Below are 20,590 nucleotides of genomic sequence, written 5' to 3'. Positions count from 1 at the left end.
GCAACTTATTTATTACGCAATAGTCTAAACAGGCAGGTTTCTGGAGAAAGCTATGCGTAAATATCTTAATAATGCGGCAGCCTTGCTGGCGGCTTCGCTGTTGTTGACCGGCTGCGTCACCGTCCCGGATTCCGTTAAAAGCCGTTCACCGGTACCGCAGCAGGATCTGTTGCGTGTGATGAATGCGCCGCAGCTCTATGTCGGGCAGGAGGCGCGGTTTGGCGGTAAGGTAGTCAAGGTCACCAATCTTAACGGCCGTACGCGGCTGGAGATCGCCACGCAGCCGCTGGATGACACGGCGCGTCCCCGGCTGAACGCCGCCTCGGTTGGGCGTATCTGGGCTGATATCAACGGCTTTGTCGATCCGGTCGATGTTAATAACCAGATGGTCACCGTGGTTGGCACCATCAAAGGCAGCGAAAAAGGCGAGATTGGTAAGGCCAGCTACACCTTTGTGGTGGTCGATGTTACCGGTTATCAGCGCTGGCGTTTGCAACAGCAGGTGGTAATGCCGATGCAGCCGATCGATCCCTGGATTTGGTATGGGCCAACCCGGCATCATCCTGGCTTCTGGGGCCCCGGCCCCTGGGGTGATTATTACAACTCCGGTCCGGTACAGGTGCAAACTATCCTGACGGAATAACGCGCGTAATAACAGCAGTTAGCGGCCCGGTCGCAGCACAGGTGACCGGGCCGTTTTATTGTGAAAAGTTAAGAAAATTTAGTGATGGGCTTCGCAGCCTGAAAGGCGGGTGTTAGGCATACTGGTACAATGAGTTAAAATATTGTTAACAGTGGCGAGCCGAGGCTGCGATGGCGAATAAATATGATTTCCGAGGTGAATCCTTGAATAAGGTCTGGCTGAACCGTTATCCCGCCGATGTCCCGGCTGAGATCAATGCCGATCGTTATCTGTCGCTTATCGATCTGTTTGAACAGGCGGCTCAGCGTTACGCCGATCGTCCTGCGTTTATCAACATGGGCCAGGCGATGAGCTTCCGCAAACTGGAGCAGCGTAGTCGGGCCTTTGCCGCCTATCTGCAACAAACGCTGGGGTTAAGCAAAGGCGATCGGGTGGCGGTGATGATGCCGAACCTGTTGCAATATCCGATTGCGCTGTTTGGCATCCTGCGCGCCGGTATGGTGGTGGTAAACGTTAACCCGCTCTATACGCCGCGCGAACTGGAGCATCAGCTAAATGACAGCGGTGCGAAGGCCATTGTAATTGTCTCCAACTTCGCCCATACGCTGGAAAAGGTTGTCGCGAATACTCCGGTCAAACATGTTGTGCTGACGCGGCTGGGCGATCAGCTTTCACCGGCGAAAGCCACGCTGGTGAATTTTGTGGTGAAATATATCAAGCGCCTGGTACCGAAATATAACCTGCCGGACGCGGTCTCTTTTCGCAGCGTATTGCAACAGGGCGCGCAGCTGGATTATTTCCGCCCGGATATTGAAAACGATGATTTAGCCTTTTTGCAGTATACCGGCGGCACCACCGGGATTGCCAAAGGGGCGATGCTGACCCACCGCAATATGCAGGCGAACCTTGAGCAAACCAAAGCCACCTATGGCTCGCTGCTGCGTGATGGCAAAGAGCTGGTGGTCACCGCGCTGCCGCTCTATCACATTTTTGCGCTGACGGTAAACTGCCTGCTGTTTATTGAACTCGGCGGGCAAAATTTGCTGATTACCAACCCGCGTGATATTCCCGGCTTTGTGAAAGAGCTGAGCAAATATCCTTTTACCGCGATTACCGGGGTCAATACCTTATTTAACGCGCTGCTGAATGATAAAAATTTCCAGCAGCTCGATTTCTCGACGCTGCGTCTGTCGGCGGGCGGCGGGATGTCGGTGCAGAAAGCGGTGGCGGAGCGTTGGGAAAAGCTGACCGGCCACTATCTGCTGGAGGGTTACGGGCTGACTGAATGTTCGCCGCTGGTGTCGGTAAACCCTTATGATATTACCTGTCATAACGGCAGCATCGGCCTGCCCGTGCCCTCTACCGAGATCAAGCTGGTGGATGATAACGGCGCGGAAGTGGGCGCAGGCGAGCCGGGCGAGCTGTGTATCAAAGGGCCGCAGGTGATGATCGGCTACTGGCAGCGCCCCGACGCGACGGATGAAGTGTTAAAAGCGGGCTGGCTCTACAGCGGTGATGTCGTCACCGTTGATGAGGAAGGTTTTTTACGCATCGTCGATCGTAAAAAAGATATGATCCTGGTTTCCGGTTTTAACGTTTATCCGAATGAAATCGAAGATGTGGTGATGCAGCATCCGAAGGTGCGCGAGGCGGCGGCGATTGGCGTGCCGAGCGATCTTTCCGGCGAAGCGGTTAAAATCTGTATCGTCAAAAAGGATCCCTCGCTGACCAAAGAGGAGCTGATCGCCCACTGCCGTCGCCAGCTGACCGGTTATAAGGTGCCGAAAATCGTCGAGTTTCGCGATGAGCTGCCGAAAACCAACGTGGGTAAAATCTTGCGGCGCGCCTTACGTGATGAGATAAGCAAAGCGCCTGCCGCCTGATTGCCGCGAGTATGTTAAGATAGAAATGAAAACGCCGGATAAGCCCGGCGTTTTTATTGTTATTTCATCAGCATCAGTCATGCAAACGTACCGCTGGCAAGAGAGCAAGGATTTGAATTACACCTATATCACCACCAATGAGGCGCTGCAGGCCTGCTGTGACGCTGCGCGTCAACACCGCGCGATTGCGCTCGATACCGAGTTTGTTCGCACCCGCACCTACTATCCGCAGCTCGGTCTGCTGCAAATTTACGACGGCGAGCAGATCACGCTGGTTGATCCGCTGACCATCACGCAGTGGCAGCCGCTTATCGATCTGCTGAGCGACACCCGCATAACCAAGTTTCTGCACGCCGGTAGTGAAGATCTGGAAGTCTTTCTGCATAGCTTTGGCGTACTGCCGACGCCGCTGATTGATACGCAAATTCTCGCTGCGTTTAGCGGACGCCCGTTGTCGATGGGCTTTGCGGCGATGGTTGAACACTTTACCGGTGAAGTGCTGGATAAAAGCGAATCGCGTACCGACTGGCTGGCGCGTCCGCTGTCTACGCGTCAGTGCGATTATGCCGCTGCCGATGTGTTCTGGCTATTGCCGATTGCCCATACGCTGATGGATGAAACCGCAGCGGCAGGGCAGCTGGATGCGGCGCGCAGCGAGTGCTTGCTGCTTTGCCAGCGACGTACGGAAACGCTGCAGCCTGAAGAGGCGTATCGGGAAATCAGCAACGCTTCGCTGCTGCGCCCGCGTCAGCTGGCGGCATTACAGCGCCTGGCGGCCTGGCGTCTGAAGCTGGCGCGCGAAAAAAACATGGCGGTTAATTTTGTCGTGCGCGAAGAGAATCTCTGGAAGGTAGCGCGCTATCTGCCGGGCTCGCTGGGCGAGCTGGATCATTTAGGGCTGAGCGGTCATGAAATTCGTTTTCATGGCAAAACCTTGGTTGATATGGTCAGCGAAGCGAATGCACTGCCGGAAGAGAGCCTGCCGGAGATGCTGCTCAATATCAATGACCACCCGCACTATAAATCTGCGTTTAAAGCGCTGAAAGCCGTGGTGGCGCAGGTCAGCGAACGCAGCGGCCTGAGTACCGAGCTGCTGGCGTCACGCCGTCAAATCAACCAGCTGCTGAGCTGGCACTGGCAGATCAAACCGCGTACGCGATTACCTGAGCTGGTAAGCGGCTGGCGCGGCGAACTGATGGAGCAGGAAATCCAACAGGTATTGGCGGAATATCCGCAATAACCTGCATAAACGTTCCCCTGCATAAGGCAGGGGAAGGTCAGGAAGAGAAACGAATCATTTCGCGGCTTCTTCCATTTCTGGCAGCGTCACGTTCAGTTCCAGGATGGAGATATCATCTCCACGCTGATCCAACTGCACGGTGACCATCTCCGGGTCGATCTTCACATATTTGCAAATCACCTCCAGAATATCGCGCTTCAGCTGAGGAAGATAATGGGGCTCGCTATCGCCCCTCCTGCGCTCAGCAACGATAATCTGCAGCCTTTCCTTGGCTATATTAGCAGTGTTCTTTTTACGGGATAAAAAGAAGTCAAGTAAGGCCATGGTTTATCCCCCGAACAGGCGTTTCAGGAATCCCTTCTTCTCTTCTTCAATGAAGCGGAAGGGGCGTTCTTCACCGAGTAACCGTTCGACGGTATCGGCATAGGCTTTGCCCGCATCGGATTCAGTATCCAGAATAACGGGCTCGCCCTGGTTGGAGGCGCGCAACACGGATTGATCTTCCGGGATTACGCCAACCAGCGGAATACGCAGAATCTCCAGCACATCTTCCATGCTCAGCATATCGCCGCGACTCACGCGACCAGGGTTATAACGTGTCAACAGCAGGTGCTCTTTGACCGGATCCTGGCCGTTCTCGGCACGGCGTGATTTCGAGGCGACAATGCCCAGAATACGATCGGAATCGCGTACCGAGGAGACTTCCGGGTTAGTGGTAATAATGGCTTCATCGGCAAAATAGAGCGCCATCAGCGCGCCGGTTTCAATACCCGCTGGCGAATCGCACAGCACGAAGTCAAATTCCATCTTATTCAGTTCATTCAGCACTTTTTCGACGCCTTCGCGCGTCAGTGCATCTTTATCTCGCGTTTGCGAAGCAGGCAGGATATAGAGGTTTTCTGTACGTTTGTCTTTAATCAGTGCCTGATTCAGCGTTGCATCGCCCTGGATAACGTTGACGAAATCATAAACCACGCGCCTTTCACAGCCCATAATCAGATCGAGATTACGCAGACCGATATCAAAATCGATCACCACGGTTTTTTTCCCTTTCTGTGCCAGACCGGTAGCAATGGCCGCGCTTGACGTGGTCTTGCCAACGCCCCCTTTGCCGGATGTAACTACAATAATGCGTGCCATATATAAGAATTCCTTATAAATAAAAAGGGGCTTAATTCAAAGTCTGTATTGTCAGCGCGCCATCTTTTAAACTCAGGCGCGCTGCTTTTGCAAAATATTCCGCCGGAATTTGATCCATAATCCAGTACTCGCCCGCTATGGAAACCAGCTCCGCAGATAAACTGGTACAAAATATCTGGCAGTCGCGATCGCCGCTGGCTCCCGCCAGCGCGCGTCCGCGCATCATGCCATAAATATGAATATTGCCGTCGGCAACCAGTTCGGCACCGGCGCTGACGCTATTTGTCACAATTAAGTCGGTATTACGCGCATAAATTTGCTGTCCGGAACGCACCGGCGTGGTGACCACGCGCGTTTTAGCCATAGTGCTTTCCGGCGCGGCAGCGGCGACCGGCTCAGGATTTTTCTTCTGTTCTTTACCTTCAGACAGGATGGGCAGCCCGGCGCGCGCGATCATGCGTTTGAGCGACTCATCTTTACAGCCGCTGACGCCGACAATACGTAGCCCGGTCGACGCGATCGCCTGCTGCATCTGTTTCCAGTTAACGTCACCGTCCAGAGAGGCTACATTCAGCACCACGGGCGCATTTTTGAGAAAGGCCGGCGCCTGGTCAATTTTGTCCTGCAGCGCCTGACGGACCACATCGGGATGCGTGTGGTGTAAATGAACAACAGACAGAGTAAAACTACTGCCTTTAAACTCGATTGGCGTTTGCGACATCTGTCCTGGCTCAGTCCTGTTATGTCTAAACCCGACTAAATTATGCCTGATTTAGCCAGCGCGTAATCAAGGCGGGACATTATTCCTAACTACTGCAAGCATGTTATAGTTACTGCTATATTCAGGCAAGTCACCACCCCGTTTAATTCGAGTAAAAAATATGTTTTGTGTGATCTACAGAAGTCCCCAACGCGATCAGACTTATCTCTACGTTGAAAAAAAAGACGACTTTTCCCGTGTGCCGGAAGAACTGCTGCGTGGTTTTGGCAAACCCCGGTTGGCAATGGTGTTACCCCTTGAACGCACTACAAAACTGGCCAATGCGGATATTGAAAAAGTAAAGCTGGCGCTGAAGGAGCAGGGTTATTATTTGCAGCTGCCGCCGCCGGTAGAAGATTTGCTGAAAATACATTTAGGAAAAAAAGATCCGACTTAATTAAGATTCATCTGTAAATAATAGATTGGCGAATAATCCCTCAATTTATTTCCAGCGACTTTCAATTGATTAATAAGGAACTGATATGAAGCTAAATGCCCTGAGCGCGACGTTACTGACAATAATGTTGGCTGGATGCGCCAGTAAAAATAGCATCTCGTCAGCACCTGAAACCGTGACGCCCGCCGCGCCGCAGAAGGCGGCCAAAAGCGGCGGCTTTTTAACGCCGCCCGCCGGTAATACCACGCTGGCGCAGCAGGGGCGCGATCCGGCGGAATTTCCCGCCTATGTGGAACAGCTGAAAACCCAGGCGCGTCAGCAAGGGATCAACCAGCAGACCCTGGAAAGCGCTTTCGCTAACGTCCATTTTGTTGACCGAGTGATTAAATCGGATCGCAACCAGCCGGAACAGAAAGTGACGCTGGATGATTATCTGGCACGCGTCATCACGCCGAAAAAAGTGGCGCAGGGCCGCAGCAACTATCAGCAGTATCAACAGCAGCTGGCCACGGTAAGCCAACAGTATGGCGTTCCGGCGCAATATATTGTGGCGCTGTGGGGCATGGAGAGTAACTTCGGTCAGTTGCAGGGACGCGAAGACATTATCTCTGCGCTCGCCACGCTCGCCTTTGAAGGCCGACGCGAAGCTTTCTTTACCAAAGAGCTGATCGCCGCGTTGAAGATGATTCAGCAGGGCCATATCAGCGCGCCGGAAATGAAAGGCTCCTGGGCGGGCGCAATGGGACAGAACCAGTTTATGCCCAGCTCGTATCTGAACTATGGCACCGACGGCGACGGCGACGGCAAAATCGATATCTGGCGTAATCAGCGCGATGTGTTTGCTTCCACGGCCAACTATCTGGCGAAAGAGGGCTGGAAGCCTGGCGAAGGCTGGGGACGCGAAGTTATCCTGCCGGTGGATTTTGAACCGCAGCAGGCGGGTCTGAAAACAGCGCAGGCGAAAACCGTGGGCGAGTGGGAAAAGCTGGGCGTGCGGCTGAGCAGCAGCGACGCCTTGCCGGATACTCACCAACGCGCCTGGATTATTCTGCCGGATGATGTCGGCGGACGCGCCTTTATGGTGTATGACAATTTCCGCACCATTATGCGCTGGAACCGCTCTTACTATTTCGCAATCAGCATCGGCACCATGGCGGATGCGGTAGCACAGGCACAGTAGGTTATCGGCGCCGGTCTGGCGCCGTCACTCTCAGCAAGGGGAAAAGCATGTACCAACATCGTAACTGGCAGGGCGCGTTGTTAGATTTTCCGGTAAGCAAAGTGGTTTGTGTCGGCAGTAATTACGCGAAGCATATTAAAGAGATGGGCAGCGCAACGCCGCAGGAGCCGGTGATTTTTATTAAGCCGGAGACCGCGCTCTGCGATCTGCGACAGCCGCTCTCCCTCCCACGCGACCTGGGCGCGGTGCATCATGAAGTGGAAATGGCGATTTTGATTGGCGCAACGCTCAAGCAGGCAAGCGTAGCGCATGTCGGCCAGGCGATTGCGGGCTATGGCGTGGCCCTCGATCTGACTCTGCGTGATATTCAGGCGGGCCTGAAAAAAGCGGGACAGCCGTGGGAAAAATCCAAGGGATTTGATAATTCCTGTCCGCTTTCCGGCTTCATTCCGGTGAATCAGTTTGCTGGCGATCCGCAGCAGTGCGAACTTAAGCTGATGATCAATGGTGAACTCCGTCAGCAGGGCAGCACCGCCGATATGATCACGCCGATTCTGCCGCTGATCGCCTACATGAGTAAATATTTTACCCTGCGTGCGGGCGATGTGATCCTCACCGGCACGCCGGAAGGCGTAGGCCCGCTGCATGCTGGCGACAAACTGGAAGTCTCGCTGGCGGGACACGGTATTAGCACGCGCGTGCTGTGATGCTTGCATCTGACCGCTGAACTGTTTATAAGGTGCGCTTTTGCTTAACCGGACACATCACAATGACTGAGACCCCTTTCTGGCAGGAAAAGCGCCTGGAACAAATGAGTGATGAGGAATGGGAATCCTTGTGCGATGGTTGTGGCCAGTGCTGCCTTAATAAGTTGCAGGACGCCGATACGGATGAGATCTATTTCACCAACGTGGCCTGCAACCAGCTCGATCTCAAAACCTGCCAGTGCCGTAACTATGAGCGTCGCTTCGAATATGAAGAAGACTGTATCAAGCTAACGCGTGACAACCTGCCTACCTTCTCCTGGCTACCGGCCAGCTGCGCCTATCGTTTACTGGCGGAGGGTAAAAACTTGCCGGTGTGGCATCCGTTACGCAGTGGCTCAAGCGCGGCGATGCATGCCGCACGTATTTCCGTGCGGCATATTGCAGTACGTGAGAGCGAAGTTCAGGACTGGGAAGACCACATTATTAACCGACCGGAATGGAAAGCGTAATCCAGCCGGTTAATGATTAACGGGAAAAGAGATCGCGACGCCTGGGTTTAAACGGCTGAGCGATCAGCACCAGCAGCGCAACCAGCAGGTAAGCGGCAAACACCACTATCAGCCACTGCGGCATGCTCAGCGTCAGAAACGACCAGGCGCGCTCGGCGCAATCCCCGGTGGCAACAAACACCGCAGGCAGCCATTTATCCAGCGGCAGCCAGCTCGGGAAGCGGGCGGCGAAGTCGCAGGTCACAAAGGGATTAGGGTGCAGCTGGATCATCGTATGTTCATACGAGAGACGCAATCCTTCCCAGGCACTGTACAGCCAGATCAGCAGCGCGGCATAGCGCAGCGGCGTCTTCGGCGCGATTGCGCCTACCAGCCCGGCGCCCATCACGCCAAACAGCGCACAGCGTTCATAAATACACATGACGCAGGGTTTCAGCAACATAACGTGCTGAAACCACAGCGCGACCATTTCAAGAGCAAACGCCGTCAGCGCCATCAGCAGCCATGCGCCGCGTCCTCTTGAGCATTGGTTCAGATATCGCAACATAAATCATTCCCTGTTATTAGCGTTGAATCGGCAGTGTAAAGCAAATACACATCGCTGCCAGCCTTTATCCCACCAGCGGCGGCAGCCAGCTATGCGCCGTCATCCACAGCGTCATCGGCTCCAGCGTATACATAATGCAGAACAGCCCAACCAGCGACAGCACAATGGTATAGGGCAATGCCATCCAAACCATGCGTCCGTAAGAGAGGCGAATCAGCGGCGCCAGCGCGGAGGTCAGCATAAACAGAAACGCGGCCTGGCCGTTAGGCGTGGCGACAGAAGGCAGGTTGGTGCCGGTATTGGTGGCTACCGCCAGCAGCTCAAACTGCTGTTGGCTAATCGCGCCGCTGGTAAAGGCGTTTTTCGCTTCATTAATGTAAACCGAGCCGACAAATACGTTATCCGATATGGATGACAGCAGGCCATTAAAGATATAAAACCAGGTCAGCTGCATATTCGCTTCCGCCTGCAACACAAAATGAATCAGCGGGCTAAAGAGATCCTGTTGCACAATCACCGCGACGATAGCGAAGAACACCGTCAGCAGCGCGGTAAAGGGCAGCGCTTCGGAAAAAGCACGACCAATTGCATGTTCATCGGTCACGCCGCAGAAGGCGGTCGCCATAATGATTACCGAAAGGCCAATCAGTCCGACCTCTGCCAGATGCAGCGCCAGCGCCACAATCAGCCAGACGGCAATGATGCCCTGGATCCATAAATTAAGCCGATCCTGGCGGGTGCGTTTCTGCTGGGATTTTTGGTCGAAATCCATCAGGATCTCGCGCACTTTTTCCGGCAGCGGTTCGCCATAGCCAAACAGACGAAAACGCTCCAGCAGCACGCAGGTGATCAGGCCGCAGATCAGCGTCGGCACGGTAACCGGCGCCATACGCAAAAAGAAACCGATAAAATCCCAACCGGCGGCTTTAGCGATTATCAGGTTCTGCGGCTCGCCGACCATGGTCATGACGCCGCCTAAGGCGGTGCCGACGCCAGCCTGCATCATCAGGCTGCGCAGAAACGAGCGGAACTTCTCCAGCGTCTGGCGATGATCGTCATTAGCGAGATTATCGATATCGACATTTTCCTCGCCCTGTGACAGGACGCGATGATAGATATCGTAAAAACCTGCGGCGACGCTCAGCACCACGGCAACCACCGTCAGCGCATCAAGAAAAGCGGAAAGAAACGCGGAAGCCAGGCAGAACGCCAGGCCGAGCAGCATTTTCGAGCGAATCGACAGCAGCAGGCGGGTAAAGACAAACAGCAGCAGCTGGCGCATAAAATGGATGCCCGCCACCATAAAAATCAGCAGCAGCAGCACTTCCAGGTTATTCGCCAGCTCCTCTTTGACCTGCTCCGCGCTGGCCATGCCGATAAAAATCGCTTCCAATGCCAGCAGGCCGCCGGGCAGCAGGGGATAACATTTTAACGCCATCCCAAGGGTAAAGATAAACTCGGCTACCAGCAGCCAGCCAGCAAGAAAAGGGCTGGCAAAGAAAAACAGCAGCGGATTCACCACTAAAAAAGCCAGTATTGTCAGCTTATACCAGTCGGGGGATTGCCCAAGAAAATTGCGCGTAAAAGCGCGCCCGGCGGAAATATCCATAGGTAACAGTATCCTCATTCAGGACCAAGAAAATTTTCTGATGCAAAGGGTAAACGTCGCCAGCGGGCGAGGCAATGCGCATTCGTTTAAAGCCGCTCAATTCATCAATATTTGCGCCAGATTCAGGTTTTAAACGAAGCGAGGCTAGGTGATGCCTGGGCCCTCTGGTATGATGAGTGGCATATTGCCTAATGAAAAAGCAACGAGAAATGCTATGGTTATAAAGGCGCAGAGCCCGGCCGGGTTCGCGGAAGAGTACATCATTGAAAGTATCTGGAACAGTCGCTTTCCCCCTGGTTCCATCCTGCCTGCCGAGCGCGAGCTTTCCGAGCTGATTGGCGTAACCCGTACTACGCTGCGTGAAGTGCTGCAACGTCTGGCGCGCGATGGCTGGTTGACGATTCAGCACGGCAAGCCGACGCGCGTAAATGATTTTTGGGAAACCTCGGGCCTGAATATTCTTGAAACGCTGGCGCGTCTCGATCATGACAGCGTACCGCAAATGATGGATAACGTGCTTTCGGTGCGTACTAACGTCTCATCTATCTTTATCCGTCGTGCGATCCGCCATTTCCCTGACCAGGCGCGTGAAGTGCTGAAAGCGGCGGAAGGCGTGGACGATCAGGCCGATGCTTATACCGAACTGGATTACCGTATTTTCCGCGGGCTGGCTTTTGCTTCCGGCAACCCGATTTACGGCCTGATCCTTAACGGGCTGAAAGGGCTTTATACCCGCGTGGGACGTCACTATTTTTCCAATCCTGAAGCGCGCACGTTAGCGCAGCGCTTTTATCAGCAGCTGCTCTCTTTTTGCGACGGCACCGAGCCGGAAAATATTGTAACGGCGGTACGTGATTATGGTCGCCGCAGCGGTGAGATCTGGCACAGCATGCAGAAAACCATGCCGGATGAGCTGCATCAGCGGTAGGTTTTACCCCGTGCGCCATCAGGGCCAGACGCCAGTCCGGCCCTGATGGGTTTACAGCGCGTTAGGGCGCGGCGGGCAGCGATCGAGAATCTCCACGCTGCCATCTTCATTTTGCTGTTCCAGATGCACTTCAAATCCCCACAGGCGATGCACATGCTTTAACACGTCGCGTCGGCTCTTATCCAGCGGCGAACGTTGATGCGGCACATAGCGCAGCGTCAGAGAGCGATCGCCGCGCAGATCCACGTTGTAGACCTGAATATTCGGCTCCAGATTGCTCAGGTTATACTGCGCGGAAAGCTGCTGACGAATCGCGCGATAGCCTGCTTCATCATGAATTGCGGCGATCTCCAGATAGTTGTTGCGATCGTCATCCAGCACGGTAAACAGGCGGAAATCGCGCATCACTTTAGGCGACAGGAACTGGCTGATAAAGCTTTCGTCTTTGAATTCGCGCATGGCGAAATGCAACGTCTCCAGCCAGTCCGATCCGGCCATATCCGGGAACCAGTAGCGATCCTCTTCGGTGGGCGACTGACAGATGCGCTTAATATCCTGAAACATGGCAAAGCCCAGCGCATAGGGGTTGATGCCGTTATACCACGGGCTGTTATAGGCGGGCTGGAACACCACGTTGGTGTGGCTGTGCAGAAACTCCAGCATAAAGCGTTCCGTCACTTTTCCCTCATCGTACAGATGGTTCAGAATGGTATAGTGCCAGAAGGTCGCCCAGCCTTCGTTCATTACCTGCGTCTGTTTTTGCGGATAAAAATACTGGCTTACCTTACGCACGATGCGCAGAATTTCACGCTGCCACGGCTCCAGCAGGGGCGCATTCTTTTCCATAAAATAGAGCAAGTTTTCCTGCGGTTCAGAAGGGAAACGTATTTTCTCAGCCAGTACTTCCTCTTTTTCGCGGCGCGGCAGGGTGCGCCACAGCGTATTCACCTGACTTTGCAGATACTCTTCGCGGCTTTTCTGCCGTGCTTTCTCTTCCTGTAGCGAGATCTTTTGCGGGCGCTTATAGCGATCGACGCCGTAATTCATTAGCGCATGGCAGGAATCGAGCAGACGCTCTACCTCTTCCACGCCGTAACGTTCTTCGCATTCGGCAATATAGTTTTTGGCAAACAGCAGGTAATCGATAATCGAACCCGCATCGGTCCAGCTGCGGAACAGGTAATTATTTTTAAAGAACGAGTTATGGCCATAGCAGGCGTGCGCAATCACCAGCGCCTGCATGGTAATGGTGTTCTCTTCCATCAGGTAAGCGATACAGGGGTTAGAGTTAATCACGATTTCATAGGCCAACCCCTGCTGACCATGCTTATAGCGCTGCTCGGTTTCAATAAATTTCTTACCAAAAGACCAGTGCGCGTAGTTGATGGGCATGCCGACGCTGGAATAGGCGTCCATCATCTGTTCAGAGGTAATGACTTCAATTTGATGCGGGTAGGTATCCAGGCGGTACTGCTTCGCAACGCGATCGATTTCCGCCAGGTAGGTATCAAGTAGCTCAAAGGTCCAGTCGGGTCCGTCACTGAGTCGTTTGCTGTCCTTAACCGGATCGTCAAATATTGTCGCCATAGCGCACCCCTCGTTGGTGAATCCCGTTGGGCAAAGCCTTGCCGTAAGGATTCCTGTTGTTTAAGGCTCATCCTGAATAGAAGGCCCAAAGAACTGAGCGAACACTGTAATGATAGTTCACTGTTTTCCATCTGAAACCGGAATGCAACCGGAAACTGCGATACAAAATAAAGCGGCAATAAAAAACAGCCTTTTAAATAATGAATAATGCGTTTATATAAAGCATTGCCAGCATAAAATGCTGTTTATATCTTTTTTATATGACCGTTCGCGAATCTGCTGGCGGCTGGCGAATTGTGCCGTTTATTCCTCACTTTCTCCTGCACGGCGGCGAAAAATAATATTTTCCACTGAAATTTCACCTGCATCTTGTTTTTAGTTAACGCGAAGGTAAAAAAGATGTGAAATATGTCACCGCTATGTTGATGCGAATGCGGCAAAATAATCATCCATTCGTTTAGCTGTGAATCAGTGGATTGTTCTATAGAGCTTGCCTCGGGGGAGTTATGCGGGTTGTCATTCTGGGAAGTGGAGTTGTCGGCGTCGCCAGCGCCTGGTATCTGGCGCAGGCGGGTCATGAGGTCACGGTGATCGATCGTCAGGCGGGGCCGGCGCAGGAAACCAGCGCCGCCAATGCCGGGCAGATCTCCCCCGGTTACGCGGCGCCCTGGGCGGCACCGGGCGTACCGTTAAAAGCGGTAAAATGGATGTTTCAGCGCCATGCGCCCCTGGCGATCCGCCTTGACGGCAGCCGTTTCCAGCTGGCGTGGATGTGGCAAATGCTGCGTAACTGCGATATGCGCCACTATCAGGAAAATAAAAGCCGTATGGTACGCATTGCTGAATACAGCCGCGACTGTATGAAAGCGCTGCGCGAGCAAACCGGCATTGGCTACGAAGGGCGTCAGGGCGGAACGCTACAGCTATTTCGTACTGCGCAGCAGTATGAAAGCGCCAGTAAAGATATCGCCGTGCTGAAAGAGGCGGGCGTGCCTTATGAGCTGCTGGAGGCGCATCAGCTGGCGCGCGTCGAACCGGCGCTGGCCTCCACTCAGCATAAACTCACCGGCGGGCTGCGCTTGCCCAATGATGAAACTGGCGATTGTCAGCTGTTCACGCAGCAGCTGGCGCAGATGGCAGCGGCGGCGGGCGTGACGTTCCGCTTTAATACGCCGGTGGAAAGTCTGCTGCGCGAAGGCAACCGCATTGTCGGGGTGAAATGCGGCACAGAGGTGATCACCGCAGACAGCTATGTGGTGGCGTTCGGCTCTTATTCCACCGCACTGCTGGCGGATATGGTCTCTATCCCGGTTTATCCGCTAAAAGGTTATTCGTTAACGATTCCTGTTCGTGACGAGGCGGGCGCGCCGGTTTCTACCGTGTTGGATGAGACCTATAAAGTGGCGATTACCCGTTTTGACCAGCGCATCCGCGTTGGCGGCATGGCGGAAATCGTCGGCTTTAATACGCAGCTGCTACCCGCGCGGCGCGAGACACTGGAAATGGTGGTGCGCGATCTCTATCCCAACGGCGGTCATATCGAACAGGCCAGTTTCTGGACCGGGCTGCGCCCGATGACGCCGGACGGTACGCCGATTGTCGGGCCAACGCCGTTAAAAAATCTTTACCTTAATACCGGGCACGGCACGCTGGGATGGACCATGGCATGCGGTTCAGGACAGCTGCTTTCTGATATCATCTCCGGGAAAAAACCGGCGATTGCTGCAGATGATCTTTCTGTACTGCGTTATCTGCCTGGTTATTCACCGGTAACGCACCCGCAACTGCATAATGCAAACGTTGCACGTTAACGAGTTACAAGGAGAGGTTATGTCACGTCCGATTGTCGCAACCATTCATAGCGCTGCGCTGCGACAAAATCTGGAGATTGTGCGCCGTGCGGCGCCAGGGTCCCGTGTCTGGTCTGTGGTCAAAGCGAATGGCTATGGGCACGGCATCAGCCGTATCTGGCAGCATCTGAGCGGTACAGATGGGTTTGCGCTGTTAAATCTCGCCGAGGCGATTTCGCTGCGCGAGCTCGGCTGGAAAAAACCAATTCTGCTGCTGGAGGGCTTTTTTCATAGCGATGAACTGGAACTGCTGGACCGCTATCGTTTAACCACCAGCGTCCACAGCAACTGGCAAATTCAGGCGCTGGCGAAAGCGCAGCTGAGCGCGCCGCTTGATATCTATGTCAAAGTGAATAGCGGCATGAACCGACTGGGTTTTATGCCGGAGCAGGTGCATAACGTATGGCAAAAGCTGCGTGCGCTGGAAAATGTCGGTGAGATGACATTGATGACCCACTTCGCCGAGGCGGAAAAAGAAGAGGGCATCATCGAACCGATGAAACAGGTTGAGCGGGCGGCGGAAGGGCTGAATTGCCCACGCTCGCTGGCAAATTCGGCGGCGACGCTCTGGCACCCGGAAGCGCATTTTGACTGGGTAAGGCCCGGCATTATTCTTTATGGCGCCTCGCCCAGCGGGCAGTGGCAGGATATCGCTGGCACCGGACTCAAGCCCGCGATGACCTTAGCCAGCGAGATCATTGCCGTTCAGCAGCTGCGGCCGGGCGCTGGCGTGGGTTACGGCTATCGCTATCATGCCGCTGCTGAACAGCGTATCGGCGTCGTGGCCTGCGGCTACGCCGATGGCTATCCGCGCCATGCGCCATGCGGCACGCCGGTGATGATCGATGGCGTACGCACTACGCTTATCGGTAGAGTATCCATGGATATGATCACGGTGGATTTAACGCCCTGTCCGCAGGCGGGCATTGGTTCCAAAGTGGAGCTGTGGGGCGATGGGGTGAAAATCGACGAGGTGGCGAGCAGTGCCGGTACCGTTGGCTATGAGCTGATGTGCGCCGTCGCGCCGCGGGTACCGGTTGAGGTATTATAGCTTACAGCGCGGTCAGCGAACCGCGCATGCGCTTACTGCAGCGCCATGCCAGGAAGGTAAGCGCTGCGCCTGCCAGCATCATCAACGCCAGCGCATCCTTTTCCGTTAGCGGCAGCGCCATCATTAACAATCCGGCCGACGAGCCGCCCGCCATCTGAATAAATCCTGCCAGCGCCGAAGCGACGCCCGCCTGCTGCTGATAAGGCTCCAGCGCGTAGCTGGTGGCCGGCCCTACGGTAAACGCCAGTCCTGCTACCGAAACCGCTACCGGCAGCATATAGAGCGCCCAGTGGGTTTGCAGCGCGGCGGGAAACAGCAGCTCACCGGCAAACAGCAGCAGCGATCCCAGCAGCATCGCCAGCGTGCCTAACGCCAGACAGATCGGGCGTCCCACTTTGCGGATCATTTTATTGACCACAACACTCACCAGCATGATCCAGAAGCCATTCGCGCCGAAGGCGATAGAGAACTGTAACGCGCTAAGGCCGCCTACGGTCATCAGCACATGCGGCGCCAGAGAGACGTAAGTGAGTACCATTCCCAGCGCACCCGCGTTGGCGAAGGCAAAGGCGAGAAAGCGCGGCTGGCGTAAAATCGCGCCGTACTGACGCAGCGGCAGACCTTTAACTTTGCGCGTATCGGCAGGACGCGTTTCCGGCAGCAGAAAGGTCACCAGCACGCCAATCAGCAGCGCATAGCACGCCAGGAACCAGAAAGGCGCGCGCCAGCCAAAGGCTTCGGCCAGAAAGCCGCCCAGCATCGGTGCCAGCGCAGGCACGATATTCAGCGCGCCGTTAAGAAAGCCATAGGCGCGCGCCGCTTCATCACCAGAGAGCCTGTCGCGCACGCCGCTAAACGCCACCACGGCGGTACAGCAAACCGCACAGCCTTGTACCACGCGCGCCAGCAAAAACATTGGCCAGTTCACTGCGCAGGCGGCGAGGGCGCTGCCGCAAATATAAAGAAACAGGCCGATAAGGGCGATAGGCTTACGGCCAAAGTTATCAACCAGCGGCCCGGCGATAATCTGTCCCAGCCCCATCACCAGAAGAAAGATGGGAATAGTGGTTTGCACCGTGGTGACCGGCGTGGCCAGGCCCAGAGCGATTTCCGGCAGCGTCGGCAAATAGAGATCAATGCCAAGGGGTGCTAACAGCACCAGGCTAAGCAATAAAAGGGTGAATTTTTGCATTAAAGAAGTGGGTATCCGCTATTTTTGAACTGCACAGCGTAGAGAGATGTGACGCAAAAGAAAAGGGAAAAGTCATAAAATAGGGAGCAGCCACATCGCTGCTCCTTAAATCTGTCAGGCAGGTTTTTTCAAAATCCAGCGGTCTTGCTGTTTGTCATAATGACCGATTTCTAAATCAACCGGCTGACCGTCAATCCACGCGGGAACGCTGGTCTCTTCATCCCAGCCGTCAAGCTGGTAGCTGAGACCGGGATTGGTTTGACAAGGAATGCTGATGGTATCAGCCGGTTCAGCATCCAAATCTGCATCAATAATCTCGTAGCGACCAATTTTGACTACATGACCCATAGGTTATTTCCCTCCAGGAAAGACGTGAACTTTAAGCGTAGTCGTTCTGGCTGGAAATTCGAGCGCCTCAGGCCAGGATTATTCCTTCTCTTCCGGCACGCGGACGCCGATTTTAATCACCTGATTATCTTCTTTTTCCGCTACCGTCCAGACCAAATGATTCCATTCAACCTGATCGCCGACCACCGGTGCGCCGCCGAGCATGCCCAGAATCAGCTGCCCCAGCGATTGCTGATCGTTGGTTTCTTCATTCAGATCCAGACCATAGATTTGCGCCACGTCGCGCAGCCGCGCGTCGGCATCAAGAATAAAGTCACCAAAAAAGCGCTGGTCGAGCGCCACCGGCGGCGACTGGCTGAACAGTTTACCCAGCGCGGGCAGGTCGCGTTCGCGACCAATAACGCACAGCACATCGCCTTCGCGCAGGCGGGTATTGCCGGTGGGATGCATCAAGACATTCTGACGAAACAGCGCGGCAATGCGGGTTTCGCGCGGCATGTGCAGATCGCGCAGCGCCGCGCCAACGCACCATTTATCGGCGCTTAACTGATAAACAAACTGCTCCCAGGGATTTTCCGGGTGAATATCAAGCCCGATGCGGCCAATCGGCGAGGCGGTGGGCGGGACGATCACTTTTGCTTTACGCGCCGCGAAGCCCAGCGAGGTGCCCTGTAGCATCAGCGACACCAGCACCACGAAAAAGGCGATATTAAAGAACAAGGAGGCGTTCTCCAGGCCCGCCATCATCGGGAACACCGCCAGAATAATGGGCACCGCGCCGCGCAGGCCGACCCAGCTGATAAACACGCGCTCACGCAGGGTAAAACTGCGGAAGGGCAGCAGGCCGATAAACACCGAGAGCGGACGAGCGAACAGAATCAGCCACAGCGACAAAATCATAGCCGGTACGGCGATATGCCAGAGATCGGAAGGCGTAACCAGCAGGCCCAGCACCAAAAACATCCCAATTTGACTCAGCCAGGCCATCCCGTCGAAGGTTTGCAGGATGCCGTGCCGGTTACGAATGGGCCGGTTGCCCAGCAGAAAACCGCACAGATAAACCGCCAGGATGCCGCTGCCTTCCAGCACGGTGGTCAGGGCGAAAACCAGTATCCCGCCGCTGACGGCCAGCAGCGGGTAAAGCCCGTTCGCCAACGAGATGCGATTGATCAGCTGCTGGATCGCCCAGCCGCCGCCCAGCCCCAACACAATGCCTAAACCAAACTGCTGAATCAGATGTACCACAAACATCCAGCTCAGGCCGGTTTCTCCCTGCTGAATCATCTCGATCAGGGTAATCGTCAGAAACACCGCCATTGGGTCGTTGCTGCCCGATTCGATCTCCAGCGTAGAGCTGACGCGTTCGTTCAGCCCTTTATCACCCAGCAGAGAGAACACGGCGGCGGCGTCGGTTGAGCCAATAATCGCGCCGATGAGAAAGCCCTGCATCATATCCAGCCGGAACAGCCAGGCGGCGGCAAGCCCGGTTAACCCGGCGGTGATCATCACCCCTAACGTCGCCAGCGATAAGGCCGGACCGAGCGCAACGCGCAACGAAGAGGCGCGGGTGCGCATGCCGCCATCCAACAGAATAACCGCCAGCGCCAGGTTAGAAACCATATAGGCGAGCGGATAGTTATCAAAGGCAATGCCGCCAATGCCGTCCACGCCGGTAAGCATGCCGAGCGCCAGGAAGATCACCAGAATAGGAATACCTAAGCGCGAAGAAAAGGCGCTGAGAAGGATGCTTGATGCAACCAGCACGGAACCAATAATAAAAAGACTGTAAATCGTGCTGGCATTCAAGGTGTTTTCCCCTCGTAAAACAGGTGACAAAAAGCAGTTTCGGACGTGGTTATACTATAACCGTTTTCAAAAGATAATGCTTTATCAATAGCTTGTCTTAGCGCGCGGAATGAAAAATTTAGGCTTTTTAACGGATAGGATAAAGTGAAATTGGTTAAAAAAAATACTGGATATTAAACCAGTAATACGTATACTATTTGTACTCCCTCAGGGGCTGATGCTATTTGCAAGTCAATGGTGAAGCTATGATGATATCTACTGAGAGCCTGAACGCTCTTCATCAATCCGTCACAATGAGTAGCCGCGAAATCGCCGAGATGACCGGTAATACCCATGGTGAAGTGAAACGTCTGATTAAAAGTCTGGAAACGGCGCAGCGCTTGTCACAGCCGTTAATCACCTGGGATTACGACGCTGACGGCGAGACGCGACAGGAATATCGTCTTAACAAGCGTGATTCGGTGCTGGCCGTAGCACGTTTATCGCCAGCCTTTACTGCTGAAGCGCTCGATCGCTGGCAGGAGCGGGAAAAAATGGCGCACCTGCCCGATTTTACCAATCCAGCGGAAGCCGCGCGCGCATGGGCTGAGCAGTTTGAGCAACGCCAGAAAGCAGAGCAGCAGCTGGCGCTTTTCGCCCCCAAGGCTGAATTCTTCGATCGCTATGTCACGGTGGAAGAAGAGTCGCTTGGCTTCCGTCAGGTGTGCAAAATGCTGAAGGTGAAAGAGCCCGATTTCCGCCAGTTTCTGCTGGAGCGCCATATCATGTACCGTATGAGCGGCACGCTGACGCCACATCAGCAGCACATTAGCGCCGGGCGCTTTACGCTGCGCTCCGGCGTGGGCGAAAATCAGCATGCCTTTTCGCAGGCGCGCTTTACTGCTAAAGGCGTGAAGTGGGTTGCCAGCCTGTGGGCCGGGCATATCGCCTCGCAGCCGAAAGGCGCGGCGGCCTGATAGCTATCCCCAGCGTACTTTGGCGATGTTCGCCTGACTGACTGCTTTCCCTTATCCTGATCCGCCTTTTCTGAAGGCGGATTTTGTTATGCCTGCTGTTCAGATGCGCAGACCCACATCCCTGTTGCTGAATTTTCCACGCATTTTCCAAAAAAATTGATCGCGCACACATAAAAGATACGATAAATGAGAATGGATATCATTTTTGTTTACGTCGGCGCTGTTTTTTGTACAATCATCCCGCGCTTTTGTTATAT

20 protein-coding genes are annotated in these 20,590 nt (G+C 54.5%); 11 read left to right on the top strand and 9 right to left on the bottom strand.

The genetic code is table 11. The features are described from left to right. Nucleotides 1-52 precede the first annotated feature (52 nt). From J2X14_RS05305 to rnd, 3 genes are all read left to right on the top strand, one after another. Entirely contained in the window at nt 53-643 is a 591-nt protein-coding gene (locus tag J2X14_RS05305) for a Slp family lipoprotein (RefSeq protein WP_352410188.1), read from the top strand. Between the two features lie 203 nt (nt 644-846). After that, nucleotides 847-2,526, top strand: a complete 1,680-nt coding sequence (gene fadD, locus J2X14_RS05300; RefSeq protein ID WP_352410187.1) for a long-chain-fatty-acid--CoA ligase FadD — start codon at nt 847-849, stop codon at nt 2,524-2,526. A gap of 112 nt (nt 2,527-2,638) precedes the next feature. After that, the gene (gene rnd, locus J2X14_RS05295) at nt 2,639-3,766 is read left to right on the top strand and encodes a ribonuclease D (protein ID WP_352410608.1); all 1,128 of its coding nucleotides are present in this window, start codon (nt 2,639-2,641) and stop codon (nt 3,764-3,766) included. A 54-nt stretch (nt 3,767-3,820) separates the two neighbouring features. Here the strand turns inward: rnd and minE are convergent, their stop codons facing one another. Genes minE through minC form a run of 3 tightly spaced genes read right to left on the bottom strand, consistent with a single transcriptional unit; the run spans nt 3,821 to nt 5,627 of the window. Next, nucleotides 3,821-4,090, bottom strand: coding sequence for a cell division topological specificity factor MinE (gene minE, locus J2X14_RS05290; RefSeq protein ID WP_038625795.1), 270 nt, complete (start codon nt 4,088-4,090; stop codon nt 3,821-3,823). Between the two features lie 3 nt (nt 4,091-4,093). Then, nucleotides 4,094-4,906, bottom strand: coding sequence for a septum site-determining protein MinD (minD, locus tag J2X14_RS05285; protein ID WP_352410186.1), 813 nt, complete (start codon nt 4,904-4,906; stop codon nt 4,094-4,096). Nucleotides 4,907-4,937: 31 nt separating this feature from the next. Continuing rightward, entirely contained in the window at nt 4,938-5,627 is a 690-nt protein-coding gene (gene minC / locus J2X14_RS05280; protein WP_352410185.1) for a septum site-determining protein MinC, read from the bottom strand. A 160-nt stretch (nt 5,628-5,787) separates the two neighbouring features. On the opposite strand from minC, the gene J2X14_RS05275 reads away from it, so the two are divergent. From J2X14_RS05275 to ycgN, 4 genes are all read left to right on the top strand, one after another. Further along, on the top strand, nt 5,788-6,063 hold the full coding sequence (locus tag J2X14_RS05275) for a YcgL domain-containing protein (protein ID WP_352410184.1): 276 nt from the start codon (nt 5,788-5,790) through the stop codon (nt 6,061-6,063). An 85-nt stretch (nt 6,064-6,148) separates the two neighbouring features. Further along, nucleotides 6,149-7,243 (top strand): lytic murein transglycosylase, encoded by a 1,095-nt coding sequence (locus J2X14_RS05270; RefSeq protein WP_352410183.1) that lies wholly within the window; start codon nt 6,149-6,151, stop codon nt 7,241-7,243. Between the two features lie 47 nt (nt 7,244-7,290). Further along, entirely contained in the window at nt 7,291-7,950 is a 660-nt protein-coding gene (locus J2X14_RS05265) for a fumarylacetoacetate hydrolase family protein (protein ID WP_352410182.1), read from the top strand. A 62-nt stretch (nt 7,951-8,012) separates the two neighbouring features. Next, nucleotides 8,013-8,459: a cysteine cluster protein YcgN gene (gene ycgN, locus J2X14_RS05260; RefSeq protein ID WP_352410181.1), complete on the top strand. Its 447-nt coding sequence runs from the start codon at nt 8,013-8,015 to the stop codon at nt 8,457-8,459. Between the two features lie 16 nt (nt 8,460-8,475). Here the strand turns inward: ycgN and dsbB are convergent, their stop codons facing one another. Both dsbB and nhaB read right to left on the bottom strand, forming a co-directional pair. Next, nucleotides 8,476-9,006: a disulfide bond formation protein DsbB gene (gene dsbB, locus J2X14_RS05255; RefSeq protein ID WP_352410180.1), complete on the bottom strand. Its 531-nt coding sequence runs from the start codon at nt 9,004-9,006 to the stop codon at nt 8,476-8,478. A gap of 64 nt (nt 9,007-9,070) precedes the next feature. Continuing rightward, on the bottom strand, nt 9,071-10,615 hold the full coding sequence (gene nhaB, locus J2X14_RS05250; RefSeq protein WP_352410179.1) for a sodium/proton antiporter NhaB: 1,545 nt from the start codon (nt 10,613-10,615) through the stop codon (nt 9,071-9,073). A 214-nt stretch (nt 10,616-10,829) separates the two neighbouring features. Between nhaB and fadR the strand changes: the two genes are divergently transcribed. Next, complete coding sequence (gene fadR, locus J2X14_RS05245; RefSeq protein WP_352410178.1) at nt 10,830-11,543, top strand: fatty acid metabolism transcriptional regulator FadR; 714 nt, start codon at nt 10,830-10,832, stop codon at nt 11,541-11,543. Between the two features lie 51 nt (nt 11,544-11,594). On the opposite strand, the gene J2X14_RS05240 is transcribed toward fadR, so the two are convergent. Further along, nucleotides 11,595-13,130: a SpoVR family protein gene (locus J2X14_RS05240; RefSeq protein ID WP_352410177.1), complete on the bottom strand. Its 1,536-nt coding sequence runs from the start codon at nt 13,128-13,130 to the stop codon at nt 11,595-11,597. A 506-nt stretch (nt 13,131-13,636) separates the two neighbouring features. Between J2X14_RS05240 and J2X14_RS05235 the strand changes: the two genes are divergently transcribed. After that, entirely contained in the window at nt 13,637-14,941 is a 1,305-nt protein-coding gene (locus J2X14_RS05235; RefSeq protein ID WP_352410176.1) for a D-amino acid dehydrogenase, read from the top strand. Nucleotides 14,942-14,960: 19 nt separating this feature from the next. Continuing rightward, on the top strand, nt 14,961-16,031 hold the full coding sequence (gene dadX / locus J2X14_RS05230) for a catabolic alanine racemase DadX (RefSeq protein ID WP_352410175.1): 1,071 nt from the start codon (nt 14,961-14,963) through the stop codon (nt 16,029-16,031). Between the two features lies 1 nt (nt 16,032). Here dadX and J2X14_RS05225 read toward each other — a convergent pair whose 3' ends face one another. The 3 genes from J2X14_RS05225 to J2X14_RS05215 all read right to left on the bottom strand — a co-directional run bounded on the left by J2X14_RS05225 (nt 16,033) and on the right by J2X14_RS05215 (nt 19,377). Beyond that, nucleotides 16,033-17,223, bottom strand: a complete 1,191-nt coding sequence (locus J2X14_RS05225; protein ID WP_352410174.1) for a multidrug effflux MFS transporter — start codon at nt 17,221-17,223, stop codon at nt 16,033-16,035. A gap of 114 nt (nt 17,224-17,337) precedes the next feature. Then, on the bottom strand, nt 17,338-17,571 hold the full coding sequence (locus tag J2X14_RS05220) for a DUF1480 family protein (RefSeq protein ID WP_352410173.1): 234 nt from the start codon (nt 17,569-17,571) through the stop codon (nt 17,338-17,340). Nucleotides 17,572-17,649: 78 nt separating this feature from the next. Beyond that, the gene (locus tag J2X14_RS05215; protein ID WP_352410172.1) at nt 17,650-19,377 is read right to left on the bottom strand and encodes a potassium/proton antiporter; all 1,728 of its coding nucleotides are present in this window, start codon (nt 19,375-19,377) and stop codon (nt 17,650-17,652) included. A gap of 245 nt (nt 19,378-19,622) precedes the next feature. Here J2X14_RS05215 and J2X14_RS05210 point away from each other — a divergent pair, with 245 nt between their 5' ends. Next, the gene (locus J2X14_RS05210) at nt 19,623-20,333 is read left to right on the top strand and encodes a phage antirepressor KilAC domain-containing protein (protein ID WP_352410171.1); all 711 of its coding nucleotides are present in this window, start codon (nt 19,623-19,625) and stop codon (nt 20,331-20,333) included. Nucleotides 20,334-20,590: the final 257 nt, after the last annotated feature.

Source organism: Mixta sp. BE291 (genome assembly GCF_031457955.1).
Classification (GTDB): domain Bacteria; phylum Pseudomonadota; class Gammaproteobacteria; order Enterobacterales; family Enterobacteriaceae; genus Mixta.
This window is presented reverse-complemented; position numbering and strand designations above follow the sequence as displayed.

Excerpts from the sequence above, each read along its gene's own strand:
- J2X14_RS05265 (WP_352410182.1), top strand. The coding sequence starts at position 7,291 with ATGTACCAACATCGTAACTGGCAGGGCGCGTTGTTAGATTTTCCGGTA.
- J2X14_RS05220 (WP_352410173.1), bottom strand. The coding sequence starts at position 17,571 with ATGGGTCATGTAGTCAAAATTGGTCGCTACGAGATTATTGATGCAGAT.
- J2X14_RS05240 (WP_352410177.1), bottom strand. The coding sequence starts at position 13,130 with ATGGCGACAATATTTGACGATCCGGTTAAGGACAGCAAACGACTCAGT.
- J2X14_RS05270 (WP_352410183.1), top strand. The coding sequence starts at position 6,149 with ATGAAGCTAAATGCCCTGAGCGCGACGTTACTGACAATAATGTTGGCT.
- minC (WP_352410185.1), bottom strand. The coding sequence starts at position 5,627 with ATGTCGCAAACGCCAATCGAGTTTAAAGGCAGTAGTTTTACTCTGTCT.
- minD (WP_352410186.1), bottom strand. The coding sequence starts at position 4,906 with ATGGCACGCATTATTGTAGTTACATCCGGCAAAGGGGGCGTTGGCAAG.
- J2X14_RS05275 (WP_352410184.1), top strand. The coding sequence starts at position 5,788 with ATGTTTTGTGTGATCTACAGAAGTCCCCAACGCGATCAGACTTATCTC.
- dadX (WP_352410175.1), top strand. The coding sequence starts at position 14,961 with ATGTCACGTCCGATTGTCGCAACCATTCATAGCGCTGCGCTGCGACAA.
- nhaB (WP_352410179.1), bottom strand. The coding sequence starts at position 10,615 with ATGGATATTTCCGCCGGGCGCGCTTTTACGCGCAATTTTCTTGGGCAA.
- dsbB (WP_352410180.1), bottom strand. The coding sequence starts at position 9,006 with ATGTTGCGATATCTGAACCAATGCTCAAGAGGACGCGGCGCATGGCTG.
- J2X14_RS05305 (WP_352410188.1), top strand. The coding sequence starts at position 53 with ATGCGTAAATATCTTAATAATGCGGCAGCCTTGCTGGCGGCTTCGCTG.
- fadR (WP_352410178.1), top strand. The coding sequence starts at position 10,830 with ATGGTTATAAAGGCGCAGAGCCCGGCCGGGTTCGCGGAAGAGTACATC.
- ycgN (WP_352410181.1), top strand. The coding sequence starts at position 8,013 with ATGACTGAGACCCCTTTCTGGCAGGAAAAGCGCCTGGAACAAATGAGT.
- J2X14_RS05210 (WP_352410171.1), top strand. The coding sequence starts at position 19,623 with ATGATGATATCTACTGAGAGCCTGAACGCTCTTCATCAATCCGTCACA.
- minE (WP_038625795.1), bottom strand. The coding sequence starts at position 4,090 with ATGGCCTTACTTGACTTCTTTTTATCCCGTAAAAAGAACACTGCTAAT.
- J2X14_RS05225 (WP_352410174.1), bottom strand. The coding sequence starts at position 17,223 with ATGCAAAAATTCACCCTTTTATTGCTTAGCCTGGTGCTGTTAGCACCC.
- J2X14_RS05235 (WP_352410176.1), top strand. The coding sequence starts at position 13,637 with ATGCGGGTTGTCATTCTGGGAAGTGGAGTTGTCGGCGTCGCCAGCGCC.